We start from the raw sequence: 21,259 nt of genomic DNA on the forward strand, positions 1-21,259 counted from the left end.
TGCTCGGCGGCTTTGCGGAACCAGTAGACGGCTTGTGCGGAATCTTTTGTGACCCCTTGGCCTTTGCCATAGCAGTATCCGAGGTTGTTTTGGGCTGCGGCATTTCCCTGCTCGGCGGCTTTGCGGTACCAGTTGACGGCCTGTGTGTAATCCTTGGTGACTCCTTGGCCTTTGCCATAGCAGTATCCGAGAAAATATTGCGCTGTGCCATTTCCCTGCTCTGCGGCTTTGCGGTACCAGTCGGCGGCCTGTGCGTAGTCTTTTGAGACTCCTCGGCCGTATTCATAGCAGAATCCAAGCCTGAATTGAGCTGCGGTATCTCCTTGTTCTGCGGCTTTGCGGTACCAACTGACGGCCTGTGCGTAATCTTGTGTCACGCCTTGACCGTCGTAATAACAATCTCCGAGGTTGTTTTGGGCCGTAGCATAACCTTGCTCAGCCGCTTGACGGAAACAGTTGACGGCTTTTGCATAATCTTGCGTCACACCATCGCCGTTGTAATAGCGCAGGCCGATGTTGTAGAGTGTCTCGGAGTCGTCTTGCAGGGTGAAGTCGAGGGGAAGTACCTGCCCCTCTTCGACGGTGATGCGCTGCTCGATGGGGGCGCAGCCCGCCTTGGTGAGGGTGAAGGTGTGGTCGCCGATGAGTACGTCGGTGTAGATGTTGGGGGTTGTGCCCGGGAGGGTTACGCCGTCGATGGCCACGGTGGCACCGCTCGGTCGGGTGCTTACGTTGAGCGAGCCGTAGCGGGGTACGGGAGCCGCCAGGTCGATGTGCCGCTGTTCACCCGCTGCGATTTCGACAGTCTGCCGGGTGGGGTAGTGTGACGCCTTGCGTGCCTCGATGGTGTAGAGCCCGGTCGTCAGTCGGCCGCTCCATCGGCCGTTTCCTTTCCGTTCGTCATTGACATAAATATCGGCATCGCCGGCCGCCGTGATGGTCGTCAGGGCGAAGTTGGGCGGCAACGTGGCCCGCACGGGCTGTGTCGACCCGTCGCCCGGCACGGTGATGTCGAGGGCGTGGTTCTTATATTCGGCCCGCTTGAACAGCAGCCGGTGTTGCCCTGGAACAAGACGTTTGGTGGTGAACGGCGTGGTGCCGGCCGACTCGTAATCGCCGTCGATATACACCTCGGCGCCGGTCGGGTCCGATTCGATTTGCAGCAGACCGTAGGCCGGCCGCAAGGTCACTGCCATCTCTTTCTTGGTGTTGCCCATGTCGATTTGTCCCACCTCGGGCTCGTGCAGGGCGGCCGATACGCGATAGGTGTGTTTGCCATATTTGAGGAAGACGGTCACTTCGTCGTTTTCCACCTCATAGGGCACCTCGTCGATGCTCACCTCGGCGTTGGAGGGGGAGACCTTCATCACCAAATATTGCCCGCCGGCACTCTCCTGCACGACGGTCGTCACCCGACCGGTAGCCAGCACCATCTCGTAGGTGCGCCCCGCCTCGATGGATATGGGGTAGAAATAGTCGCGTAACACGCCCAATTGCGGGTGAGAAATGGTGATTTTGCGGGATTTGGGCGGCACATACACCCATATCTCGCCGGCACGTTGGGTCGTGCCCACGATACCCAGCATGCCGCCGTCGAAGACGAAGTCGGTTTCGGTGGTAACGACTTTTATGAGGGCGGCCGTTTCGTTGTTCTGGTCTTTTTTCAGTGTGCCGGCGGTGTTGGCCGTGAGGTCGGTCTCCAACAGGCGGAAACTTTTCACCGAGATGTTCTGAGCCGACAAGCCAGTGCCGGAGAGTCCGAAAATAATCAGAAGAATAAAAACAAGTCCTCTTTGGGATATTCTTGTGTGAGCCATGTTGCTGAGTCTAAATCCTTTGTTGGGTGCGGTTTTGGGTGCGACCGCACCTCATGTGCAAAAATAGAATGTTTTCACAAATTTACAAAATTTCACCGAGAAGCAATTTTTGTTTTTGTCATTCCCCTTTTCTGCCATTCCCCACATGATGGGGAATCCACAAAACGCCCTCTTTCACACCACTGGATTCCCGCTCCGTGGCGGGAATGACAGAGGGGTCGCAGGAATGGCAAAAGGGTGTCATTCCCCGCATGATGGGGAATCCATGGGGTTTTTTGTTCATTCTTCTCTTCGGTGAGAAGAACGAACCAAGAAGAACCGCCGCCCGGTATCGGGCTTTTTCGCTCGGTCGCCGACGCCTCGCTCGGGGGCTGCGGAACTCGCTGCGCTCACACAGTCCTCGCCCTCTTTCCGCTCTCGGCTGCCGCCCTCCCTGCCCGATAAGGGCGTTTTTTTCTTTTTTCCCTATTTGCGCGTATTTGCTTGTATCCCTTTTGTTCCCTTCACCCTTTTCCCTTGAAGGGTGAGGGTACTGTTATTCCCTGCTCGACGGGGAATCCATAAAACGACCTTTTTCACACCACTGGATTCCCGCTCTGTGGCGGGAATGACAGAAAGAAACGCCCGGAATGACAGAGAGGAGTGGCGGAATGATACAGAGAGAGGAACGCTCGGGAATGACAGGGGGCACCCGGAATGATTGAGAGAAGGGGCGGGAATGAAGACGCTCGGAATGACAAATGACGCGGCTCGGCATAGTCAATGATGAAAACGTTGTTTTCTCCTTGCCTCTGCGCTCGCCTTTCACTATCTTTGTCCCTCGAAAAAAAAAGTAAATATGAAATTTGAAGATTTTGATCTTGAACCCGATGTGCTGGAAGGTCTCGATGCGATGAACTTCAAAGAGGCGACGCCCGTGCAGGAGGCCACCATTCCCGTCGTTCTCGAAGGGAAAGACCTCATTGCTTGTGCCCAGACCGGTACCGGCAAGACGGCCGCCTATATATTGCCGTTGCTCAACCTGCTCACCCGCCGCCCTTCGTCGCGCGATTGTGTGCGGGCCATCGTCATAGCGCCCACCCGTGAATTGGCGCAGCAGATCGACATGCAGTTCGAAGGTTTTTCCTATTTCCTCCCCATCTCGACGTTTGTCGTTGCCGGCGGTGGAGATGGCGCCCAATGGGACCAGCAGAAACGCGGCCTGCAAATGGGCGCCGATGTGATGATTGCCACGCCCGGCCGTCTCATATCGCACCTGCTCAACACCAAGGGCGATCTCTCCGGGGTCGAATATCTCGTGCTCGACGAGGCCGACCGCATGCTCGACATGGGATTCTACGATGACATCATGCAAATCTGTTCGTTCCTGCCCAAAGAGGGGCGTCAGACCCTGCTTTTCTCGGCGACCATGCCGCCCAAGATACGGCAACTTGCCCGTCAGATTCTTCACGAACCGGCCGAAGTGAACATCGCCATATCCAAGCCCAACGAGTCGATACGCCAATCGGCCTACATCTGCTACGAACCCCAGAAAATGGGCATCATCAATGCTATTTTTGCCCAAGGCGTCAAAGGGAAAACCATCATTTTTTCTTCGTCGAAACTCAAAGTAAAACAACTCACGACGACACTCTGCCGGCGTCATTACAACGCCCGGGCCATGCACTCCGACCTCGACCAGCCCCAGCGCGAAGAGGTCATGCTCGACTACAAAAACGGCAAGATAGATATTCTTGTGGCGACCGACATCGTGTCACGAGGCATCGACATTACCGATATTGTGCTGGTTATCAACTACGACGTGCCGCACGACCCCGAAGATTATATCCACCGTATCGGCCGCACCGCCCGGGCCAATGCCGAGGGCGAAGCCATCACGTTTGTCTCGGTCGATGACCAGGAGCGTTTCTACCGTATCGAGAAATTCCTCGAACGCGAAATTCCCAAGACACCGCTGCCCGAGGGGCTGGGTGAAGCTCCCGACTATGACATACTCGCGCTCGACCGCCGCTCTTCCCGCAAAGGCGGACGCGGCCGTTCGCGGAAGGGGGGAGGAGGCGCATCGGGTCGCTCTTCCCGTGAAGTCCGCCCGGGGAAGGACGAGAATCGTCGCAACCGTACGAAAACGTCCGCCGAAGTGCCGGCGCCCGATTCCACGGCAGCACCCGCCACACCGTCGTCTTCGGCCGGAAGCGATGCTCCACAAAAGAAATCCCGCCGCCGCAATCACCGTCGTCGCCGGGGAGGCAACGGCGGGAACAATTCTCCGGCCGGTAATACCCCGGCTCCGGCACAGGACGAATAGATATTCTGTAACGACAAGAAGGGGCTGCTTCCCCCGGGAAGCAGCCCCTTCTTGTCGTTAGATGCTTGAATATATTTATTCAAAACGGATTGTGATGTTTTCCCCACCCACGCTATGTGCCAGTCCAGCAGGATTGTCGATGTGTCCTATTCGAGTGTAGCTATATGGACTCGAGAAAGTCTTGTAAAATAAGACCAGGCAGTCGTTGCCCCACAGCATGATGTCTCCTGCGTAGATGGTTCCCGGTTGATAAGAGTCGGTGGGCAGGCTTTGCGGCAGGTAGTAAAACTTTTCATTACCGGCGTGTTCTTCCATTACAACCGTCATCGGGAGTAGTGCTTTGAGTGCAGTGGTGGTAGGGGTGTTTTCGAGTATGGCGGTAAAAGTGGCATTGCCTATTTTTACATGCATCATATTGGTCTCGGTTGGGACGTCATCTTCATTGTTGTCATTCCCTTCGGGGTTTTCTACATCGCTGTCTCCTGCCGAACTTTCGTTGCCAATGTTTTCATCTGGGGTGGAAGTTGGCGTTGTCTGAGTCGGGGTATCCGAGGGCATAGGGGGCTCGTCGGTCGAACAGGCAATGGTACCTGCCGACAAACATACGACGAACAACAGAATGGAGAGTCGGTTTTTCATGGCAATTATATTTTTATGTTGCGGATAAATCGAGCCGGATTCCCGGCATAAATCGCATTGGCAGGAACATCTTTTGTGACAACCGAACCGGCGCCCACAATAGCATTTTCACCCACCGTGATGCCGGGCAAGACGATGGCGCCGGCGCCTATCCAAGCGTTGCGTTTGATGACAATGGGGCGAGTGTAGACGTTGTGTCGCAAATGAGGCTCTTCGGGGTGATTTTCTGTGATGAGACATACTTGCGGGCCGATGAAAACATCATCTTCGAGTGTGATGCCACCTCGGTCGAGAAAGGTGCACCCCGAGTTGATAAAGACATTTTTCCCTAATCGGGTAAATCGGCCAAATACGGTGTGGAAAGGAAGGAATATACGCACCGTGTCGTCGATGTGGCTGTCTGTGAGCCGACCGAGAATCTCTCGAACCTCTTCGTCGGTGTGAGGTTTGTTGTTGAGTTCATTGACAAGTTTCAGTCCCGACTCGAAGGCTTCCTGTAACAAGTAATAGTCGGGGTCATTTTCGAGAATCAGTTCGCCTGCTCTCATTCTTTCAAAAATATCCATGTTTTTTTTGTAGAAGTTGCGAAGCAAAAGTAGAAAGCTCGGTTTATTTACCAAGTAGACATGTTACAGAAAGAAAGCCCTCAATTACTGTTTTTTTTTGATTGAATAGTATTCATTGCCAAGTTGGCTCGATTTATTTTTACGGCTAAAATAAGGCGGGCCGCTTTCGTAAAGCGGCCCGCCGTGTGATTGACGAGAGGAAACGTCTTTATCGTATGATGGTCATTTCGTCGATGAGGTTCTGTGCGCCGGCATATTTGTCGATGATGAAGAGAATGTATCGTATGTCGACGTTGATGCAGCGTTGCAGGTCTTTCTCAAAGACGATGTCGCCGCTCATGGCTTCCCAGTTGCCGTCGAAGGCGGCGCCGATGAGTTCACCCTTGGCGTTGATGACAGGGCTGCCCGAGTTGCCGCCCGTGATGTCGTTGTTGCTCAGGAAGCAGCAGGGCAGGTCGCCGTTGGCCATGGCATACTCGCCGAAGTCCTTTTTGAGAATGAGCTCTTTGAGCTTGGCCGGTACCACAAATTCCCAGTTGTCGGGGTCTTCTTTTTCGAGAATGCCGCGTTGGGTGGTGTAGTAGCGGTAGTCGACACCGTCGGCCGGGGAGTAGGGCAGCACGTTTCCGTAGGTGAGACGTATGGTGAAGTTGGCATCGGGATAGGTGGGGGCATCACCGGCCATGTCGAGCAGACCTTTGATATACACCTTCTTGGCGCGGGTGAGGCGGTCGCTCAGCGGTTTGCGCTCGGCCGCCAGTTCGAGCGACTTCTCGATGTAGGCGTTGCGCAGGGCAACCATGAGGTCGTTTTCGAGCGTCTTGGCCGAGGGCTTTTTGCAGAATTTCTCGAAGTTGGCCTGGCTGGCGAATACCGATTTCTCGAAAGCGGCGTCGACATAGCGGTCGATGTCGCCCTTGAATTTCTTGTCGATGAGGTCGAAGATGGCGATGCGTTCACCCTCGGGCACGGCATCGCGGTAGGCTTTCAGCATGGCTTTGGCCACCCGGCGGTCGACTTGTGCGTTGTAGTCTTTGTCGGCAAATTGGGCGTAGTTCTCTTTCAGTATCGTCATCAGGGAGTCGACACGCGGTTGGTTTTTCTCTTTGAGGGCTTTTATCAAGGCGGCCGTGGGAGGTACCTGGGTATATTCGATGGCGATGGCCACGCCTTCGAGCAGTTGGTAATAGGCGAGATTGACGGCCGACATTTCGTCCATGACGGCGGCGATGCTGTCGAGGGCGGCGATGTACTCGGGGTGGTTGTTGGCGCGGGCCCATTGGCGCAAAGCCTCTTCGCCCGCTTGTTTTTCGCCGATGACGTTCAACTTGTCGATGCCGCGGTTCATGCCGATGGCGTTTTTATGATAGTTGCTCGAACGGGCGTATTTGCTGGCATATTGTATGCGCACGGCAGGGTCGGCCAGCATCTCGTCGAGCAACTCGGCCTGACGCACTCCCCGCATGGCGATGCGGGTGGCATTCACTACGTCGCGCATGTCTTTTACCTCCCAGGAGGTGTAGTAGCGGTTGGTCGTCCCGGGGAAACCCATAATCATGGTATAGTCGTTCTCGGTTACCCCTTTGAGCGAGATGTTGAAGTAACGTTTGGGTTTCATCGGCACGTTGTCGGCGCTGTACTCGGCCGGTTTGCCGTCGGGTGAGGTGTAGACGCGGAAGAGCGAGAAGTCGCCCGTGTGGCGCGGCCACATCCAGTTGTCGGTGTCGGCCCCGAATTTGCCTATCGACGAGGGGGGAGCGCCTACCATGCGTATGTCGTTGTAGACGGTGATGGTGAACATGAAGTACCGGTTGCCGCCGTAGAACGGTTTGATGACTACTTCGGTGAAGGGGTTTTCGGCCAGGAATTTCTCGCCGGCCATTTTACGGGCCTGTTTGTTGAGAAATGCGGCGTTGTAGGCATTCATCTCGTCGCCCGACTCTTCGACGGCCTTGTCGATGGAGTCGGTCACCTCGACGATTTTCTCGATAAACCGCACTTGCAGTCCCGGGGTGGGCAGCTCATCTTTCTTGCTCATGGCCCAGAATCCGTCGGTGAGGTAGTCGTGCTCGACCGTGCTGTGTTGTTGTATGGCGTCGTAACCGCAGTGGTGGTTGGTGAGAATCAGTCCTTCGGAGGAGATGATTTCGCCGGTGCAACCGCCGCCGAAGATGACTACGGCGTCTTTCATCGAGGTGCTGTCGGGGTTGTAGATGTCGTCGACATCGATGAGCAGACCGGCCTTTTTCAGCTGTTCGCTGTTTTGCTGTTTGAGGAAGGGCAGGAGCCACATGCCTTCATCGGCCATGGCCGGCGAGAGGGCGAGGGTTGCGGCAAGGAGGGTTGCCAATCTTTTTCTTAACTTCATAAGGTTTTGTTTTTAGTGCGTATGTTCGGTTATAAAATATGCGGATTTCAGGACAGGTATTTCTTGACGATTTTCTCGGTCTCGTCCCACAAGGTTTGACGCATGGGGTGTTCGGTGTATTTGGCCGATAGTGGTTTTACCCGGCAACTGGCGTTGAACGTTCCCGTGCGGCCTTCGGCTTCGGGCGAAAGCAGCAGGCCGATGGCCGTGGCGGCTCCTTGCCGGGGGGTGCGAATGAACGGCCTGAAAAAGAGGTCGCACAGGGTGTCGATGACCGGGTTGTGCATCTTGATGATGTTGGTCGACACGATACCCGGGTCGGCGGCGTTTACGGTGATGCCTTGCTCTTTGAGCCGGTCGGCCAGTTCGAGGGTAAACAGGGTGAGGGCCAGTTTGGTGTTGCTGTATATGGGAATGCGCCAGAAGCTGCCTTTCCGGCCGCGGGTGAAGAAGTCGGGCAACTCGATGTGGCCGATGGCGTAGGTGCACGATACCATGTTGACGATGCGGCTTCCGCGGTGCAGGAGCGGGAGCAGCTTGCGGGTGAGCAGGTAGGGGGCGACGTAGTTGACGCTGGTTGTGCGCGCCAGACCGTCGACGGTCTCGATGTGACGGGGGTCGAGGGTGCCGGCATTGTTCATGAGCAGGTCGATGGGGGTGTTGCGTTGCAGGAGCTCTTCGGCCAGACGGTTTACCGAGGCCAGAGAACAGAGGTCGACCTGCATGATTTCGATGGCTTTGTTCCCGCTCTGTTCGATGATAGAGCGGCGCACGGGCTCGGCTTTCTCGGGGTTGTAGCAGACCATGACGACCGGATATCCTGCGGCCGCTACGGCCCGGGTGATTTCCCGGCCCATGCCACCGTCGGCACCGGTAATGACTGCGATATTTTTTTTCATTTTCATGATTGTGCGTCTTGGACGGCATTTCCTCCTGCGGGGCGAGAGGCGCGTTGCCCGACGTCGTGTGTGATTTATTTGAATTCCAGTTTCTTGATTTCTTTTTGCAGACAGTCGGGCAGACCCTCGACCTTGTGGTGGCAAGCCATGTCGAGGGAGTACATGCGGGCGATGCAGTAGTTGCTGTGCCCGCAGTTGTTGCAGGCATTTTCTTCACGCGCCATGCGGTTTACGAAACCGGGCTCGTTGAGCAGGGCGCGCCCCATCTGCACGGCCTCGAAGCCGCAGTCGAGCACCTCGTCGATTTTGGCCCGCGATACGAGACCGCCCACATATACCAACGGTATGTTCAGTTCTTTCCTGAATTTCAGCGCGTCTTCGAGGAAATAGGCTTCTTTGAAAGGTACCGTGGGCACCATCAGGCGGCCAAACATTTTCACGCCGTATTTCAGCCACCAGCAGTCCATGTAGTAGGTCATCGTTTTGAGGGGCATCGTGCCGCGCATCACATACATGGGGGCGCGGCTCACGAAACCGCCGCTCAGGACCAGGGCATGGGCGCCCGACTGTTCGAGGCGGTGGGCCACTTGCAGGCTCTCGTCGATTTCCATGCCGCCCTTGAAGCCGTCGCGCATGTTCATTTTTACAAAGACGGCGAGGTCGTTCCCGGCGGCCTTCATGACCTCTTCCATGCACATGTCCATGAAGCGCATGCGGTTTTCGAGCGAGCCGCCGTATTCGTCTTTGCGGTGGTTGGTATAGGGCGAGAGGAACTGGCTGATGAGGTATCCGTGGCCGGCGTGTATCTCCACGGCGTCGAAGCCGGCTTCGCGGGCCAGGTTCACGGCGCGGCCGAAGTTCTTCGCCATCTCGGGTAATTCCTCTTTGCGCAGTCCCCGCACGAAGGTGGGCGAGTAGGGGTTGAATCCGCTCGATGCCGAGACGGGTATCACGCCGCATGTTTTCTTGTGCGACATGTTGCCGCAGTGTCCCAGTTGTATCGAGACGGCGGCGCCGGAGCGGTGTATGTCGTCGGTGATTTCTTTCAGTCCCGGCACGATTTCGGGGCGCATCCACAGCTGGCTGTCAAACGACAGGCCGCTTTGGCACACGGCCGCATAGGCGATGGTGGTCATGCCCACGCCGCCGTCGGCTACCGATTTGTGGTAGTCGTGCAGTTTTTGGGAGGGTTTGTTACCGGGGCACATGCTTTCAAAAGCGGCCGAGCGTATGGTGCGGTTCCGCAAGGTGAGCGGACCGATGGTTACCGGGGTGAAAAGTTTCGATTCCATGATATGTCGGAGTTGTTTGTGTCAATATAGAAACGGGAAGATGCGTTTGCGGTTGCCCATTTGGGTGCCGAATTCCTGTTGGTAGCGGTGGTAGATGGCGTTGGCGCGGGGCACGAGGTTGGCAAATGTCCACCAGGCGAATACCGCTCCGGCTGCCGACCAGGTGAGAATGGCGAAACCTGTCCACTCGACCAGTTCGCCGAAGTAGTTGGCCGAGGTCACATAGCGATACAGCCCCTTCTGCGGCAGGTAGTGACGGGTGTCGCCCGGTTGGCGCAGGTGGCGTATCACGTTGTCGGAGTGCCAGTTGATGACCATGCCCGTGAAGAAGATGAGGGTGCCGATGATAAATGGCGGCGTGGTGAGCCACTCGGTCGTGTAGCGGTCGGCCGGGGCGAGGTAGAAGAGCCATTCGCCCTGCATGAAACCGTTCAGCACGTTGAAGACGACTCCCATGAGCATGATGCTCACCGGCATGCGGCTTTTCCCTTTCATGAGGAAGGGAAAGACAAACGACCGCTGGAAATAGTGCAGCTCGAAGAGCAGGAAGATGATGAGCGGTGCCGTCTCGAAGCGTCGTTCCGACCCCCACCACAGCAGGGCCATGACGATAAACACGGGGGCTTCCATCAGCACCCAAGCCACCTTGTTGTTGAGCGAGATGCCCCAACGGCTGTCCCTGAACATGCCGTATCCGGCTTTGAGAAAGTAAAGCGCTACGAAGACAACGGCTGCTATGCCGCTCATTATCAGTAGGAAAATGTTAAATTCGTGAAGTGCGATTCCTGTCATGTGACATTGGTGTGATTTTTGTTCTCGGTATGTTGTGTCGCTTCTCCTCCGTTACGGGGAAAAACTCGACAAAAATAGTGAAAGGCGAGAGCTGTGGCAAATGAAAACCCAAGTTTTTCGATTAGGCAAAGCCGAGCCGGCTCCAATCCTCTACAAAGGTAGGGAAAAACTTTCGTTTCCCCAAGAAGTTTTTTCCGTCTTTTTGAATGAGGTCGTGCGACAAATTTCTTAAAAGTTGTACCTTTGCGCCGAATTTTTCAATAGGTCCTGAAATTATGGTACGACAATGTGCTATTCTCTTCGGTTGCTTGGCTTTGGGCGAGCTCATCGTCTATCTCACCGGAGTAAAGCTCCCGTCGAGCATCATCGGAATGTTGTTGCTCACGTTGTTTCTTAAACTGGGCTGGGTCAAGTTGCATTGGGTGCGCGGCCTGGCCGATTTCCTGGTTGCCAACCTCGGCTTCTTTTTCGTGCCGCCCGGTGTGGCGCTCATGCTCTATTTCGACGTGATAGCGGCCCAGTTTTGGCCCATCGTCATCGCAACGGTAGTCAGCACCATGTTGGTGCTGGTCGTTACCGGTTGGTCTCACCAGTTAACCCGAAAAACCAATGGACTTCTTCGAAAATAAATTCTTCCTGCTCACGCTCACCTTCGCCATCTTTTTTGCCGCCAAGGTGTTGCAGAAGAAGACGGGATTGGTTCTGCTCAATCCCATCTTGATAACCATCGCCCTGCTCATCGTCTTTCTGCGCTTCACCGGCATCAGTTACGACACCTATCAGGAGGGCGGATACCTCATCGAGTTTTGGCTCAAACCCGCTGTTGTGGCCCTCGGCGTGCCCCTCTACCTGCAACTCGAAACCATCAAGAAACAGCTCCTGCCCATCATCATCTCCGAGTTGGTGGGCTGCCTCGTGGGTATCGTCTCGGTGGTGCTGGTGGCCAAGCTGTTGGGTGCCACACAGGAGGTCATCGTGTCGCTGGCGTCGAAGTCGGTGACTACCCCCATCGCCATGGAGGTGACGCAGGCCGTCGGCGGCATACCCTCGCTCACGGCTGCCGTGGTGGTGTGTGTGGGCATCTTCGGGGCAATATTCGGTTTCAAGGTCTTGGCGCTCGGCCATGTCAAGAGTCCCATTGCGCAGGGGCTCTCCATGGGTACCGCCTCCCATGCCGTGGGCACCTCGGCTGCCATGGAGGTGAGCGGCAAGTATGGCGCCTATGCCAGCCTCGGCCTCACCCTCAACGGTATCTTCACCGCCCTGCTCACCCCCACGATACTCCGCCTGCTGGGATTGCTCTGAGCCTTGGCTTGGTTGCCTTCCTTCCGTACGTTTTCGGCACCGCTTCCCATGCCGGTTGCACGGTTGTTCCCGTTTTTTGTGAAGGAAGAACTGCGGACTTCCCTGTCGGTGCATTTTATACGCCCTTTTGTGCCCTGCCATTTCCTTGCCGAATGTCATTCCCCGCTTGACGGGGAATCCAAGGGGCTTTTTGTTCATTCTTCTCTTCGGTGAGAAGAACGAACCAAGAAGAACCGCCGCCCGGTATCGGGCTTTTTCGCTCAGACGCCGACGCCTCGCTCGGGGGCTGCGGAACTCGCTGCGCTCACACAGTCCTCGCCCTCTTTCCGCTCTCGGCTGCCGCCCTCCCGGCCCGATAAGGGCGGCTTTTTCTTTTTCCCTATCATTGGGGCTCCTTCTCGCTCGGAGGGGGCTCCGGATTCCGGGCGGAGCCCCGGAATGACATCGGCCGAAGTGAAAGCGAGGTAACACAGGAAATGAAACAAAATCTGCAATTAACCCTCACCACTCCATGTCACGGCAGAGGCGTATATTAAAAAATACCCTCACCATTTGCACGAGCACATTATTTTTTAATATATTTGACAAATACTAAGAATCACATTATGAGACGCGTTATCCTTGCATTGACCTTTGCTCTTCTTTTTTTGTCATCATGCAGCAGTTTAGGTATGGACCCAACGGCCGTAGCTTTTTTTTATTTGATCGTGATCGTGTTCATTATCGTATTCATTTGGGGTTGCAAGATTGACTATAAAAAACTCAAACAAAAGGAAAGGTACCTCACCGATGGGTTTGAATTTATGGGGCATTATGTATATGGGCACCCGAAGGTGAAAAGCCCGGCACCCGATATTGTGTACGGACGATTAGAAACTGGACATATAGTTTTTTATCAAATAGGAGAAACTGAATACAACGTATTTCCTCCTTCTGCAATAGAAGGTTTTAAAATTCTATGCAACAACATTGAGGATGCCCGTGTTGAAGACGAAACGACTTTTGAGAGCCGTATTACGATACCTCGAATGTTTGTTGCCGGTCTTTATTCTCTTGCCTGGAAAAAAAGAGATAAACATGAGGCAGCTTTTCTTCGTGTGATTTGGCGAGACGGCCGTTTTACGAATGAAACGGTTTTTGGTTTCGATGGAACAGGAGCAATATCCTCGGCAGATAAAGCACGAAATTTTGTAATTTCATGTTGCAAAGCAACAGATGACTGACAAAAAGACAGAGGGTCTTATCAAAAATTTGATAAGACCCTCTGTCTCTGAAAATTGTTGCCCGGGAAGGACTCGAACCCTCACAGGCGGAACCAGAATCCGAAGTGCTACCATTACACCACCGGGCAATTTTCGACTGCAAAGGTGCAAATTTATTTGATATGCTGTATGCTTTGCGAAGGCTTTTTTCTGTCGATTAACTTTTGTTAGCAATCGGGCCTCGTTGCGGTAAGGCAGACTCGATGGCGCGGTAGGTCGTGTCGATGAGTGCGTCCATATCGTAGTGTCCATCGGCACCGGGATACACGGGCTCGTGTATGGTGAGGGTGATTTTCCCGGGGCGGATGATTTTGGAATTTTTCGACAGTACCCGGTAAGAGCCGTCGATGGTCATGGGTACGACGGGCAAGGAGAGGTCGTCGGCAATCTGATAGGCTCCTTTCTTGAAACGGTGCAGGTGTCCGTCGGGGGTGCGGGAACCTTCGGGGAAAACGACGAGCGACATGCCGCGGGTGAGGATTTTCTCGGCGGCGGCCAATGTCTCGCGCAGTCCCTTGCCCGAGCGGTCGACGAAGATGAATCCCGCGGCAGCGCAGGCCGCCCCGACAAAAGGTATGCGGCGCAAGGTGTTTTTCATCATCCATTTGAATTTGTGCCCGAGATAGCCATAGACCAGGAATATGTCGTAGGCGCCCTGGTGGTTGGCCACAAAGACATAAGAGGTGGAGCGGTCGAGTTTCTCGCGACCCTTGACTTCGACGTGCACCAAAGATACGATGCAGAAGAGGCGCGACCAAATGAGTCCGGGATAATATCCCCACACGCGATGGTCGCCGAGGAAACAACCGATGATGGTGACAAGAGCCGCGATAATCGTGACGACTACCATGATGGGCATGACGATGAGCCACTGGTAAAGAAAACGCAGGATAATCATAACCGAACGGGTATTAAGAATGTGTAAATACAGAAAAAGGCATTGTAACGATTTACAATGCCTTTTTCTTGGTGTCCGAGATGAGATTCGAACTCACACGATCCAATGATCACTACCCCCTCAAAGTAGCGTGTCTACCAATTTCACCACCCGGACAAATAACGTTTCGTTTATATGAAGGTGCCCAAAACAGGACTCGAACCTGCACGTTCGTAATGAACACTAGTCCCTGAAACTAGCGCGTCTACCAATTCCGCCATTTGGGCTCGAGAACTTCGTAAAACGAATGGAGCGAAAAACGGGACTCGAACCCGCGACCCTAACCTTGGCAAGGTTATGCTCTACCAACTGAGCTATTTTCGCATGATCAATATGTCAAAGAAATTTTGTAGAGCGAAAAACGGGACTCGAACCCGCGACCCTAACCTTGGCAAGGTTATGCTCTACCAACTGAGCTATTTTCGCGTTTGCGGTTGCAAATATACGACGGTTGTTTGACTTGTGCAAATAGTTATGTCGTTTTTTTTCTACAAAAATAAATGCGTTTTGTAAATGAGGCATTTACCGACGGCCAATCATGGCAAAAAATTCTTCGCGACGCGCCAATTCTTCAAAAACACCCGTGTAGGAGCTGGTCGTGGTCACGGCGCCCTGCTTCTCTACCCCGCGCATCTGCATGCAGAGGTGGCGCGACTCGACGACGACGATGACACCTTGTGCGTCGAGGGCAGCCTGCAAGCTCTCGCATATCTCGGCCGTGAGCCGTTCCTGCAACTGCAAGCGGCGGGCAAAGGCATCGACAAGGCGGGCCAGCTTGCTGAGACCGGTCACGCAACCGTTGGGCACATAGCCGATGTGGACTTTCCCGAAGAACGGGAGTATGTGATGTTCGCAAAACGAGTAAAACTCGATGTCTTTGACAACGACCATTTGTCCGCGGGAGCCGTATTCTTCTTTGAAAATGGCCGATTTGATGATGGCTTCGGGCGACTTCTTGTAGCCCGATGTGAGCGCGAGCATGGCTTTGGCTGCACGCAGGGGCGTCTTTACGAGGCCCTCGCGGGTGGGGTCTTCGCCCAGAATTTCGAGTATGGCTTTGTAATGGGCGGCCAACAGTTCCACGCGCTGGTCGTCAGAAAGATTCTTTATACTGTCGGACATGTATTATTCTTTATATAAGGGCAACACGATTTCGTCTTTGACGATACGCATCTCGACCGAATATTTGGGAAATTTTTTCTTCAACTTCTGCATCTGCACATTGGCTTCTTCGTAGGTGCGATAATCGCCTACTCGCAGACGCCAAAAGGGGGAGAGGTAAGTTACATAGATGGGAATCTCGGGCATATCCTGTGCCACGACGTCGGAACGCAACTCGGCCTCTTCGCGGGAGTCGCGCTTGTTGTCGGAGAAAAGTTGTATGCGGTATCCCTGCGTGGCGATGTTTCCGTCTTTGTCGACCTTCAACGTGCCGCTGTTGCGGGAGAGGCGCACGTCGAGTGCCGAATCCTGGTGCAATACGACCCGGGCGCCTTGTACCGAGCGTTGCAACGACTGCACGATGGTCGTGTCGGTGGTGTATTCCTGCGCTTTTGCGACAGAAGCCCCGCACACGACGAGGAGGGATAGGAAGAGCGATTTCAGGGTCATAACGGTAAATCGGGAATAAAACGAGGCCCGGGACGGTGCGAAATCCTCCCGGTGCACTCGCATTGGGGTTATACTTAGAATGCTTCGATGATACCCATGAACGATTCTACTTCGAGAGCAGCACCGCCGATGAGTCCGCCATCGACATCGGGATTGGCGAAGAGCTCTTTGGCATTGGACGGTTTGCAGCTTCCGCCATAGAGGATTGAGCAGTTTTCGGCCACCTCTTTCCCGTATTTCCCGGCGAGGGTCTGGCGAATAAAGGCGTGCATCTCCTGGGCTTGGGCGGCCGTTGCGGTTTTTCCGGTACCGATGGCCCATACGGGTTCGTAGGCGAGAATGATTTTTCCGAACTCTTCGGCCGGGAGGTTGAAGAGCGACCCTTCGATTTGGTCTTTTACGACATCGAAGTGTTTGCCGGCTTCACGTTCTTCGAGCACTTCGCCGATGCAGAATATCGGGGTCAAGTTGTTGGCCAGGGCGAGAAGCACTTTCTCTTTGAGGATTTCGGGCGTCTCGTGATAGTAGGCACGACGCTCGGAGTGTCCCAAGATGACATATTTGGCGCCGGTCGATGCAACCATGGCGGCCGATACTTCACCGGTGTAAGCGCCGGAGGCCTTGTCGGCACAGTTCTCGGCGGCAACGCCTATTTTGGCCGTATCGATGGCTTGTGCTACCGATGCGAGATGGATAAAGGGGGTACCGATTATCACATCGCAATTTACTTTTTTACCTGCCAAAGCGGCTTCAATACCTTTTGCCAATGTCAAACCTTCTTGCAGGGTTTTGTTCATTTTCCAGTTCCCTGCGACAATGTTTTTTCTCATAATCGATTATATGTTATTTATTTGGGTTCTTTTCGATGTTTTTATGGGTTTTCTCCATCAGGTTTTCTCTCATTTTGCGCAGACGGGCCAAACGCCTGACGCGGGCCTGCACGACGTATGCCTCGACCGTCTTCGAGGTGAGCAGCAGTAGCAGCATCGGCACGAAAAAGATAATCAGTACCGTGAGCAACGGCCGCATGGGGTTGTATGGCGTGAGTTGCCCGAAGGGGAGTTCGTCGATGGGCGCGTTCAACTCGACCTCTTCGGGGAGGCGGGAGGGGCGTACTTTCTGCACGATGACTCCGTCGTGGAGGAGCACGATGCCGGGATTGCCGCGTACAATCGTCTGTATGGTCGAAGCGTCCATCGAATATATGGGATAATCGGCGCCCGTGTTGTCTTGCCACTCGGCAATTTCTTCGGGGGTGGAAGCGGTGAGGCAATAGAGGTTGTAGTGGTACTCGCGGGTGTAATCGTAGAGCTCGTCGAGCTTGTCGATGACACCGCTCTCGGCAAAGGCCAGCGACGGCGACATGATGAGGAAGGTGTAGCCGGGGTCGGAGAGTATGGCGTCGGTGATGTCGTCTTCGCCATCGTAGATGACGAAGTTGGTAATATCTTGCTGTGTCGGCATCTTCTCTTCGATGCGTGCCACAAAATGCCAGGTGGTATCGGTGGGCAGCTCATCGACGGTAAAGAGTTCTTCGCGGTCGCCGTTGCGATAGAGATAACGTGTCTGGTCGAAGGCTTCGGACGAGATGGCCCGGCTGATGTCGGTTCCTACTTTGTAGGGACGGAAATCGAATATCGGCTGGTTGTAATAGGCATGCAGCGAAAGCCCCACGGCAAAGAAGAGCACAAAGTAGAGCGTGAGCGATTGTATCTCCTTGTGATAGATGCTTTTCACCTTGCGGTTGCCCCACACCAGGAAGATGGATATGAGCAGGAGTACGACGTTCTTGGCAAACGATTGCCAATGGGTGAGATAGAGAGCCTCGCCGAAGCAGCCGCAGTCGCTGATGGGGTCGGCCAATGCCAGGTAGAGCGTCAGCGGTGTCATGACAAGCATCGTGAGAAACAGCATCACCGATGAGACCCGCCGATAGGAGCCAAAGAGCAGGCTGACGCCCAATATCATCTCATAGACCCCCAGGCATACGGCCAGGAAAAAGGTGATGGGCATCATGAAGTCGATGCCGAAAGCCGAGAGATATTCGCGTATCTTCAACGACATGCCGGCCGGGTCGACCGTCTTGACAAACCCCGAGAATGCAAATGTCGCACCGGCCACCAAACGGGCCAGGACGACAAGCAATGGCGCGACTTTGCGCCGCCACAGGGGGTATGCCTTTTTACTCTCCATACTCGATTTTTATCAAGCCAAAAAGCGAATAGTTGATCATGTCCATGTAATTGGCATCGATTCCTTCCGATACCTTCGTGACACCTTCATGGTTCTCGATTTGCTTGGTACGGCATATTTTCATGAGAATCAAGTCGGTATAGGAAGAAGACCGCATGCCCCTCCAAGCCTCGTCATAGTCGTGATTTTTGGCATACATGAGATTTTTGGTAACCGTCATGTATTTGTCATAGAGTTCGAGCGCTTTTTCATTGGTTATGTCGACTTGGTCGGCATAGCCCATTTCGAGTTGTATGAGGGCGATGATGCCGTAATTGACAATGCCGATGATTTCGGAACGAATGCCTTCATCTATCATCGACGAACCTTTTTCTTCGATGCTTCGTATGCGTTTGGCTTTGATATATATCTGGTCGGTCAGAGACGAAGGACGCATGATGCGCCAAGAAGCGCCATAATCTTCGAGTTTGCGGGCGAAGAGGTCCCGGCAGATAGATATGACGTTCTCAAATTGTGCAACGGTGTCGGACATAAGCGATTCTTTTTCTCGCGCAAAGGTAAGTATAATAAGTGAAACGGGGAAATCTATGCCGACATTGATTTTATCGGTTTTTGCACTTTTCCATTTCTTCCCGGTATAAGGCGATGTAACGGGCGGCCACCACATCGGGGGCGTAGGTCGTGACGACTTTTTTCCGGGCGGCAAGGGCATAAGCGGGGTAATCGGCCTCTTGGAGGAGGGCGATGATGCCCCGGGCAAAATCCTCGGCCGACTTGTGTCGGGCGACATATCCGTTGCGGCCGTGGTCTATCATCTCGGGTATGCCTCCGGTGTCGAACCCTACGCAGGGGGTACCGCAAGCCATGGCCTCCATGACGGTGTTGGGTAAATTGTCTTCGAGCGAGGGAATAACGAAAAGGTCGGCGGCATTGTAAATCTCCGCCATGCGGGCCGCCTCCTCGACATACCCGGTGGAGTAGACCCGAACGGGCAACTTCTCTTCGAGCTCCCGGGTGCAACGCCCCATCACCACGACGGCCAAAGTCTCTTTCAGATGCGGATTTTTTTTGAGAATGATATGGAGCGACTCTGCCAGGTAGTCAAATCCTTTGCGTTTGTCCGATACTTTTACCGAACCGAAAAGGAGCAGTTTTTTGTCGAGCGGGAATCCGCACCGCCGGCGTGCCTCGATCTTGTCGGCAGGAGCAAAGAGCGAAATGTCGATGGGGTTGGGTATGCTCGTTACCGGCATGTCGCGGCAGAGGGCGCTGCTGCGGGCCATCTCGCCCAACCAGCGGCTGCACGAGACCAGGTGCAAGGTGCGACCGCGATAGGTGCGTTCCTTGCGCCGGAAAGCGCGCCACGACAGGTCGTGCCGGCTTCCCCCGTTCCATAACAGGGGGCAGTTGTGGCATTGGGAGCGAAAACGGGAGCACTCCCCCGGATAGTGGCAAATGCCGGTGCAGGGCCAAAGGTCGTGGAGCGTCCACACGACCGGTTTGCCCGAGTCGAGAATGCGACGTATGTCTCCGAGCGACAGAAAGCCCTGATTGACCCAATGCAGGTGGACGATGTCGGCCTCTTCGAAGGCTTCCGTATGGGTAATGTCGGTTCCTGCATAGGCGGCATCGACGGCAAATAATTGATGCCGTCTGAGGCGGTTGGCCACCCACACGACGATGCGTTCCCACAAGAAACGCCAACGCATGAGGCTGCGGTTGCCGACAGCCACCACGCCGGGGGCGGCCGACTCCCTGTCGCGCACGACCATCTGCACATCGATACCCTGCTTGCGAAGGGCTTCCATCAGGCGTCCGGCAGCGACAGCCGCCCCGCCCGTTCGTTCTGAGGTATTGACTAACAGCACTCTCATACTCTTAACCGTTTTTTTATACAGCAAAAATACCTTTTTTTTGATCATAAAAAGAGGCAAAGTCATATTTTATTTTTAATTTTGCACCGCTTTATGGGAAAGGCACATCCGTGCGTACTCGTTCTTGATAAGGGTAAGGCGTTCCCAACCCCGCACACTATACAACAGAGTCATTGAATATCAAAATGAAGAAAGTCATTTTTTTAGGATTAGGATATATCGGTTTGCCCACCGCGGCCATAGCGGCTCATCACGGCTATGAGGTGGTGGGAGTAGATGTCAACCCGTCGGTTGTCGAGACCGTCAACCAAGGGAAAGTGCATATCGTGGAGCCCGATCTTGACAAAGTGGTGAAGGAGTCGGTCCTCAACGGTCATTTACGCGCCGTAATCCAACCCGAACCGGCTGATGCTTTTTTCATCGTTGTCCCCACCCCCTTCAAGCAAAACCACCGGGCCGACATTACCTATGTCGAGGCTGCGACACGCTCGGTCGTGCCCTATTTGCAACCGGGAAACCTCTTCGTCATCGAATCGACCTCGCCCGTTTTCACCACGGAACGCATGGCCGACTTGATTTATCGCCTGCGTCCCGAGCTGAAAGGGAAAATCTATATCGCCTATTGCCCCGAACGGGTATTGCCGGGAAACACGCTCTATGAGCTGGTTCACAACGACCGTGTCATTGGCGGCATCAATCCCGAGTCGACCGAGAAAGCCATCGAGTTTTATTCGGCGTTCGTGCAAGGCACCCTGCATCGCACCAATGCCCGTACGGCCGAAATGTGCAAACTCACCGAGAACTCTTCGCGCGACTCGCAAATCGCCTTTGCCAACGAACTCTCGATCATTTGCGACAAGGCCGGCATCAACGTATGGGAACTCATAGAATTGGCCAACAAGCACCCGCGCGTGAATATCCTGCAACCCGGTTGCGGCGTGGGGGGGCATTGCATAGCGGTAGACCCGTGGTTTATCGTGTCGGATTATCCCGAACAGGCCCAATTCATCAAACGGGCCCGTGAAACCAACGACTACAAAGCCGACTGGTGTGCCAACAAGGTGCTCGAAACATGCCGCGACTTCGTGGAGGCAAACGGCCGTGAACCCGTCATCGCCTGCATGGGTCTGGCCTTCAAGCCCGACATCGACGACCTCAGGGAGTCGCCTGCAAAATATATCGCGTCGAGAATTATTACCGAATCACGAGCCGACGTGTTGATTGTGGAACCCAACATATCATCGCACCCGAGTTTTAACCTGACCGACCTTAACGAAGCCTATGCCAAAGCCGACATCATCGTCTGGCTCGTGCGCCACACGCCCTTCCTGAGCCTGGCCAGAGATGCCAAGAAGATAGAGTTGGACTTTTGCGGCATTAGAAAATAATTTTTCGTCTG

Annotated in this window: 19 protein-coding genes and 5 tRNA genes; 5 read left to right on the plus strand and 19 right to left on the minus strand. The window is 54.4% G+C overall.

Annotated elements, in window-relative coordinates; genetic code table 11:
* Positions 1-1,817: SEL1-like repeat protein (locus IAD09_03860; GenBank protein ID HIT81362.1), on the minus strand; the 1,817-nt coding region annotated here is incomplete at its 3' end.
* A gap of 838 nt (positions 1,818-2,655) precedes the next feature.
* On the opposite strand from IAD09_03860, the gene IAD09_03865 reads away from it, so the two are divergent.
* On the plus strand, positions 2,656-4,122 hold the full coding sequence (locus tag IAD09_03865; protein ID HIT81363.1) for a DEAD/DEAH box helicase: 1,467 nt from the start codon (positions 2,656-2,658) through the stop codon (positions 4,120-4,122).
* 75 nt (positions 4,123-4,197) lie between these two features.
* Here the strand turns inward: IAD09_03865 and IAD09_03870 are convergent, their stop codons facing one another.
* The 6 genes from IAD09_03870 to IAD09_03895 all read right to left on the minus strand — a co-directional run bounded on the left by IAD09_03870 (position 4,198) and on the right by IAD09_03895 (position 10,669).
* Entirely contained in the window at positions 4,198-4,761 is a 564-nt protein-coding gene (locus IAD09_03870) for a hypothetical protein (protein HIT81364.1), read from the minus strand.
* Between the two features lie 5 nt (positions 4,762-4,766).
* Positions 4,767-5,327, minus strand: coding sequence for a sugar O-acetyltransferase (locus IAD09_03875; GenBank protein ID HIT81365.1), 561 nt, complete (start codon positions 5,325-5,327; stop codon positions 4,767-4,769).
* A 208-nt stretch (positions 5,328-5,535) separates the two neighbouring features.
* The gene (locus IAD09_03880) at positions 5,536-7,695 is read right to left on the minus strand and encodes a S46 family peptidase (protein ID HIT81366.1); all 2,160 of its coding nucleotides are present in this window, start codon (positions 7,693-7,695) and stop codon (positions 5,536-5,538) included.
* 47 nt (positions 7,696-7,742) lie between these two features.
* Complete coding sequence (locus IAD09_03885) at positions 7,743-8,594, minus strand: SDR family NAD(P)-dependent oxidoreductase (GenBank protein HIT81367.1); 852 nt, start codon at positions 8,592-8,594, stop codon at positions 7,743-7,745.
* A gap of 74 nt (positions 8,595-8,668) precedes the next feature.
* Complete coding sequence (locus tag IAD09_03890) at positions 8,669-9,886, minus strand: NADH:flavin oxidoreductase (protein HIT81368.1); 1,218 nt, start codon at positions 9,884-9,886, stop codon at positions 8,669-8,671.
* A 21-nt stretch (positions 9,887-9,907) separates the two neighbouring features.
* Positions 9,908-10,669, minus strand: coding sequence for a DUF1295 domain-containing protein (locus IAD09_03895; GenBank protein ID HIT81369.1), 762 nt, complete (start codon positions 10,667-10,669; stop codon positions 9,908-9,910).
* Between the two features lie 284 nt (positions 10,670-10,953).
* Between IAD09_03895 and IAD09_03900 the strand changes: the two genes are divergently transcribed.
* The 3 genes from IAD09_03900 (at position 10,954) to IAD09_03910 (ending at position 13,206) form a co-directional block, all read left to right on the plus strand.
* On the plus strand, positions 10,954-11,307 hold the full coding sequence (locus IAD09_03900) for a CidA/LrgA family protein (GenBank protein ID HIT81370.1): 354 nt from the start codon (positions 10,954-10,956) through the stop codon (positions 11,305-11,307).
* On the plus strand, positions 11,288-11,983 hold the full coding sequence (locus IAD09_03905; protein ID HIT81371.1) for an LrgB family protein: 696 nt from the start codon (positions 11,288-11,290) through the stop codon (positions 11,981-11,983). The genes IAD09_03900 and IAD09_03905 overlap by 20 nt, the downstream gene beginning before the upstream one ends.
* Before the next feature lie 605 nt (positions 11,984-12,588).
* On the plus strand, positions 12,589-13,206 hold the full coding sequence (locus IAD09_03910; GenBank protein HIT81372.1) for a hypothetical protein: 618 nt from the start codon (positions 12,589-12,591) through the stop codon (positions 13,204-13,206).
* A gap of 57 nt (positions 13,207-13,263) precedes the next feature.
* Here IAD09_03910 and IAD09_03915 read toward each other — a convergent pair.
* From IAD09_03915 to IAD09_03970, 12 genes are all read right to left on the minus strand, one after another.
* Positions 13,264-13,334, minus strand: a tRNA-Gln gene (locus tag IAD09_03915).
* Between the two features lie 68 nt (positions 13,335-13,402).
* Positions 13,403-14,143, minus strand: coding sequence for a 1-acyl-sn-glycerol-3-phosphate acyltransferase (locus IAD09_03920; GenBank protein ID HIT81373.1), 741 nt, complete (start codon positions 14,141-14,143; stop codon positions 13,403-13,405).
* 69 nt (positions 14,144-14,212) lie between these two features.
* A tRNA-Leu gene (locus tag IAD09_03925) sits at positions 14,213-14,299 on the minus strand.
* Positions 14,300-14,324: 25 nt separating this feature from the next.
* Positions 14,325-14,409 (minus strand) — tRNA-Leu (locus IAD09_03930).
* Positions 14,410-14,430: 21 nt separating this feature from the next.
* Positions 14,431-14,506, minus strand: a tRNA-Gly gene (locus IAD09_03935).
* A gap of 29 nt (positions 14,507-14,535) precedes the next feature.
* A tRNA-Gly gene (locus tag IAD09_03940) sits at positions 14,536-14,608 on the minus strand.
* Positions 14,609-14,704: 96 nt separating this feature from the next.
* Positions 14,705-15,304 (minus strand): GTP cyclohydrolase I FolE, encoded by a 600-nt coding sequence (gene folE, locus IAD09_03945; protein HIT81374.1) that lies wholly within the window; start codon positions 15,302-15,304, stop codon positions 14,705-14,707.
* 3 nt (positions 15,305-15,307) lie between these two features.
* The gene (locus tag IAD09_03950; GenBank protein HIT81375.1) at positions 15,308-15,793 is read right to left on the minus strand and encodes an SPOR domain-containing protein; all 486 of its coding nucleotides are present in this window, start codon (positions 15,791-15,793) and stop codon (positions 15,308-15,310) included.
* Positions 15,794-15,867: 74 nt separating this feature from the next.
* Positions 15,868-16,623, minus strand: a complete 756-nt coding sequence (locus tag IAD09_03955; GenBank protein HIT81376.1) for a triose-phosphate isomerase — start codon at positions 16,621-16,623, stop codon at positions 15,868-15,870.
* Positions 16,624-16,636: 13 nt separating this feature from the next.
* On the minus strand, positions 16,637-17,986 hold the full coding sequence (locus IAD09_03960; GenBank protein ID HIT81377.1) for a DoxX family protein: 1,350 nt from the start codon (positions 17,984-17,986) through the stop codon (positions 16,637-16,639).
* Positions 17,976-18,518, minus strand: a complete 543-nt coding sequence (locus IAD09_03965; protein HIT81378.1) for a DUF1599 domain-containing protein — start codon at positions 18,516-18,518, stop codon at positions 17,976-17,978. Before IAD09_03965 ends, IAD09_03960 begins: the two co-directional genes overlap by 11 nt.
* A 70-nt stretch (positions 18,519-18,588) precedes the next feature.
* Positions 18,589-19,860, minus strand: a complete 1,272-nt coding sequence (locus IAD09_03970; GenBank protein HIT81379.1) for a glycosyltransferase family 4 protein — start codon at positions 19,858-19,860, stop codon at positions 18,589-18,591.
* A gap of 185 nt (positions 19,861-20,045) precedes the next feature.
* Here IAD09_03970 and wecC point away from each other — a divergent pair, with 185 nt between their 5' ends.
* Entirely contained in the window at positions 20,046-21,248 is a 1,203-nt protein-coding gene (gene wecC / locus IAD09_03975) for a UDP-N-acetyl-D-mannosamine dehydrogenase (GenBank protein ID HIT81380.1), read from the plus strand.
* The last annotated feature ends 11 nt before the right edge of the window (positions 21,249-21,259 follow it).

The organism is Candidatus Caccoplasma merdavium, assembly GCA_018715595.1.
Taxonomy (GTDB): Bacteria; Bacteroidota; Bacteroidia; order Bacteroidales; family UBA11471; genus Caccoplasma; species Caccoplasma merdavium.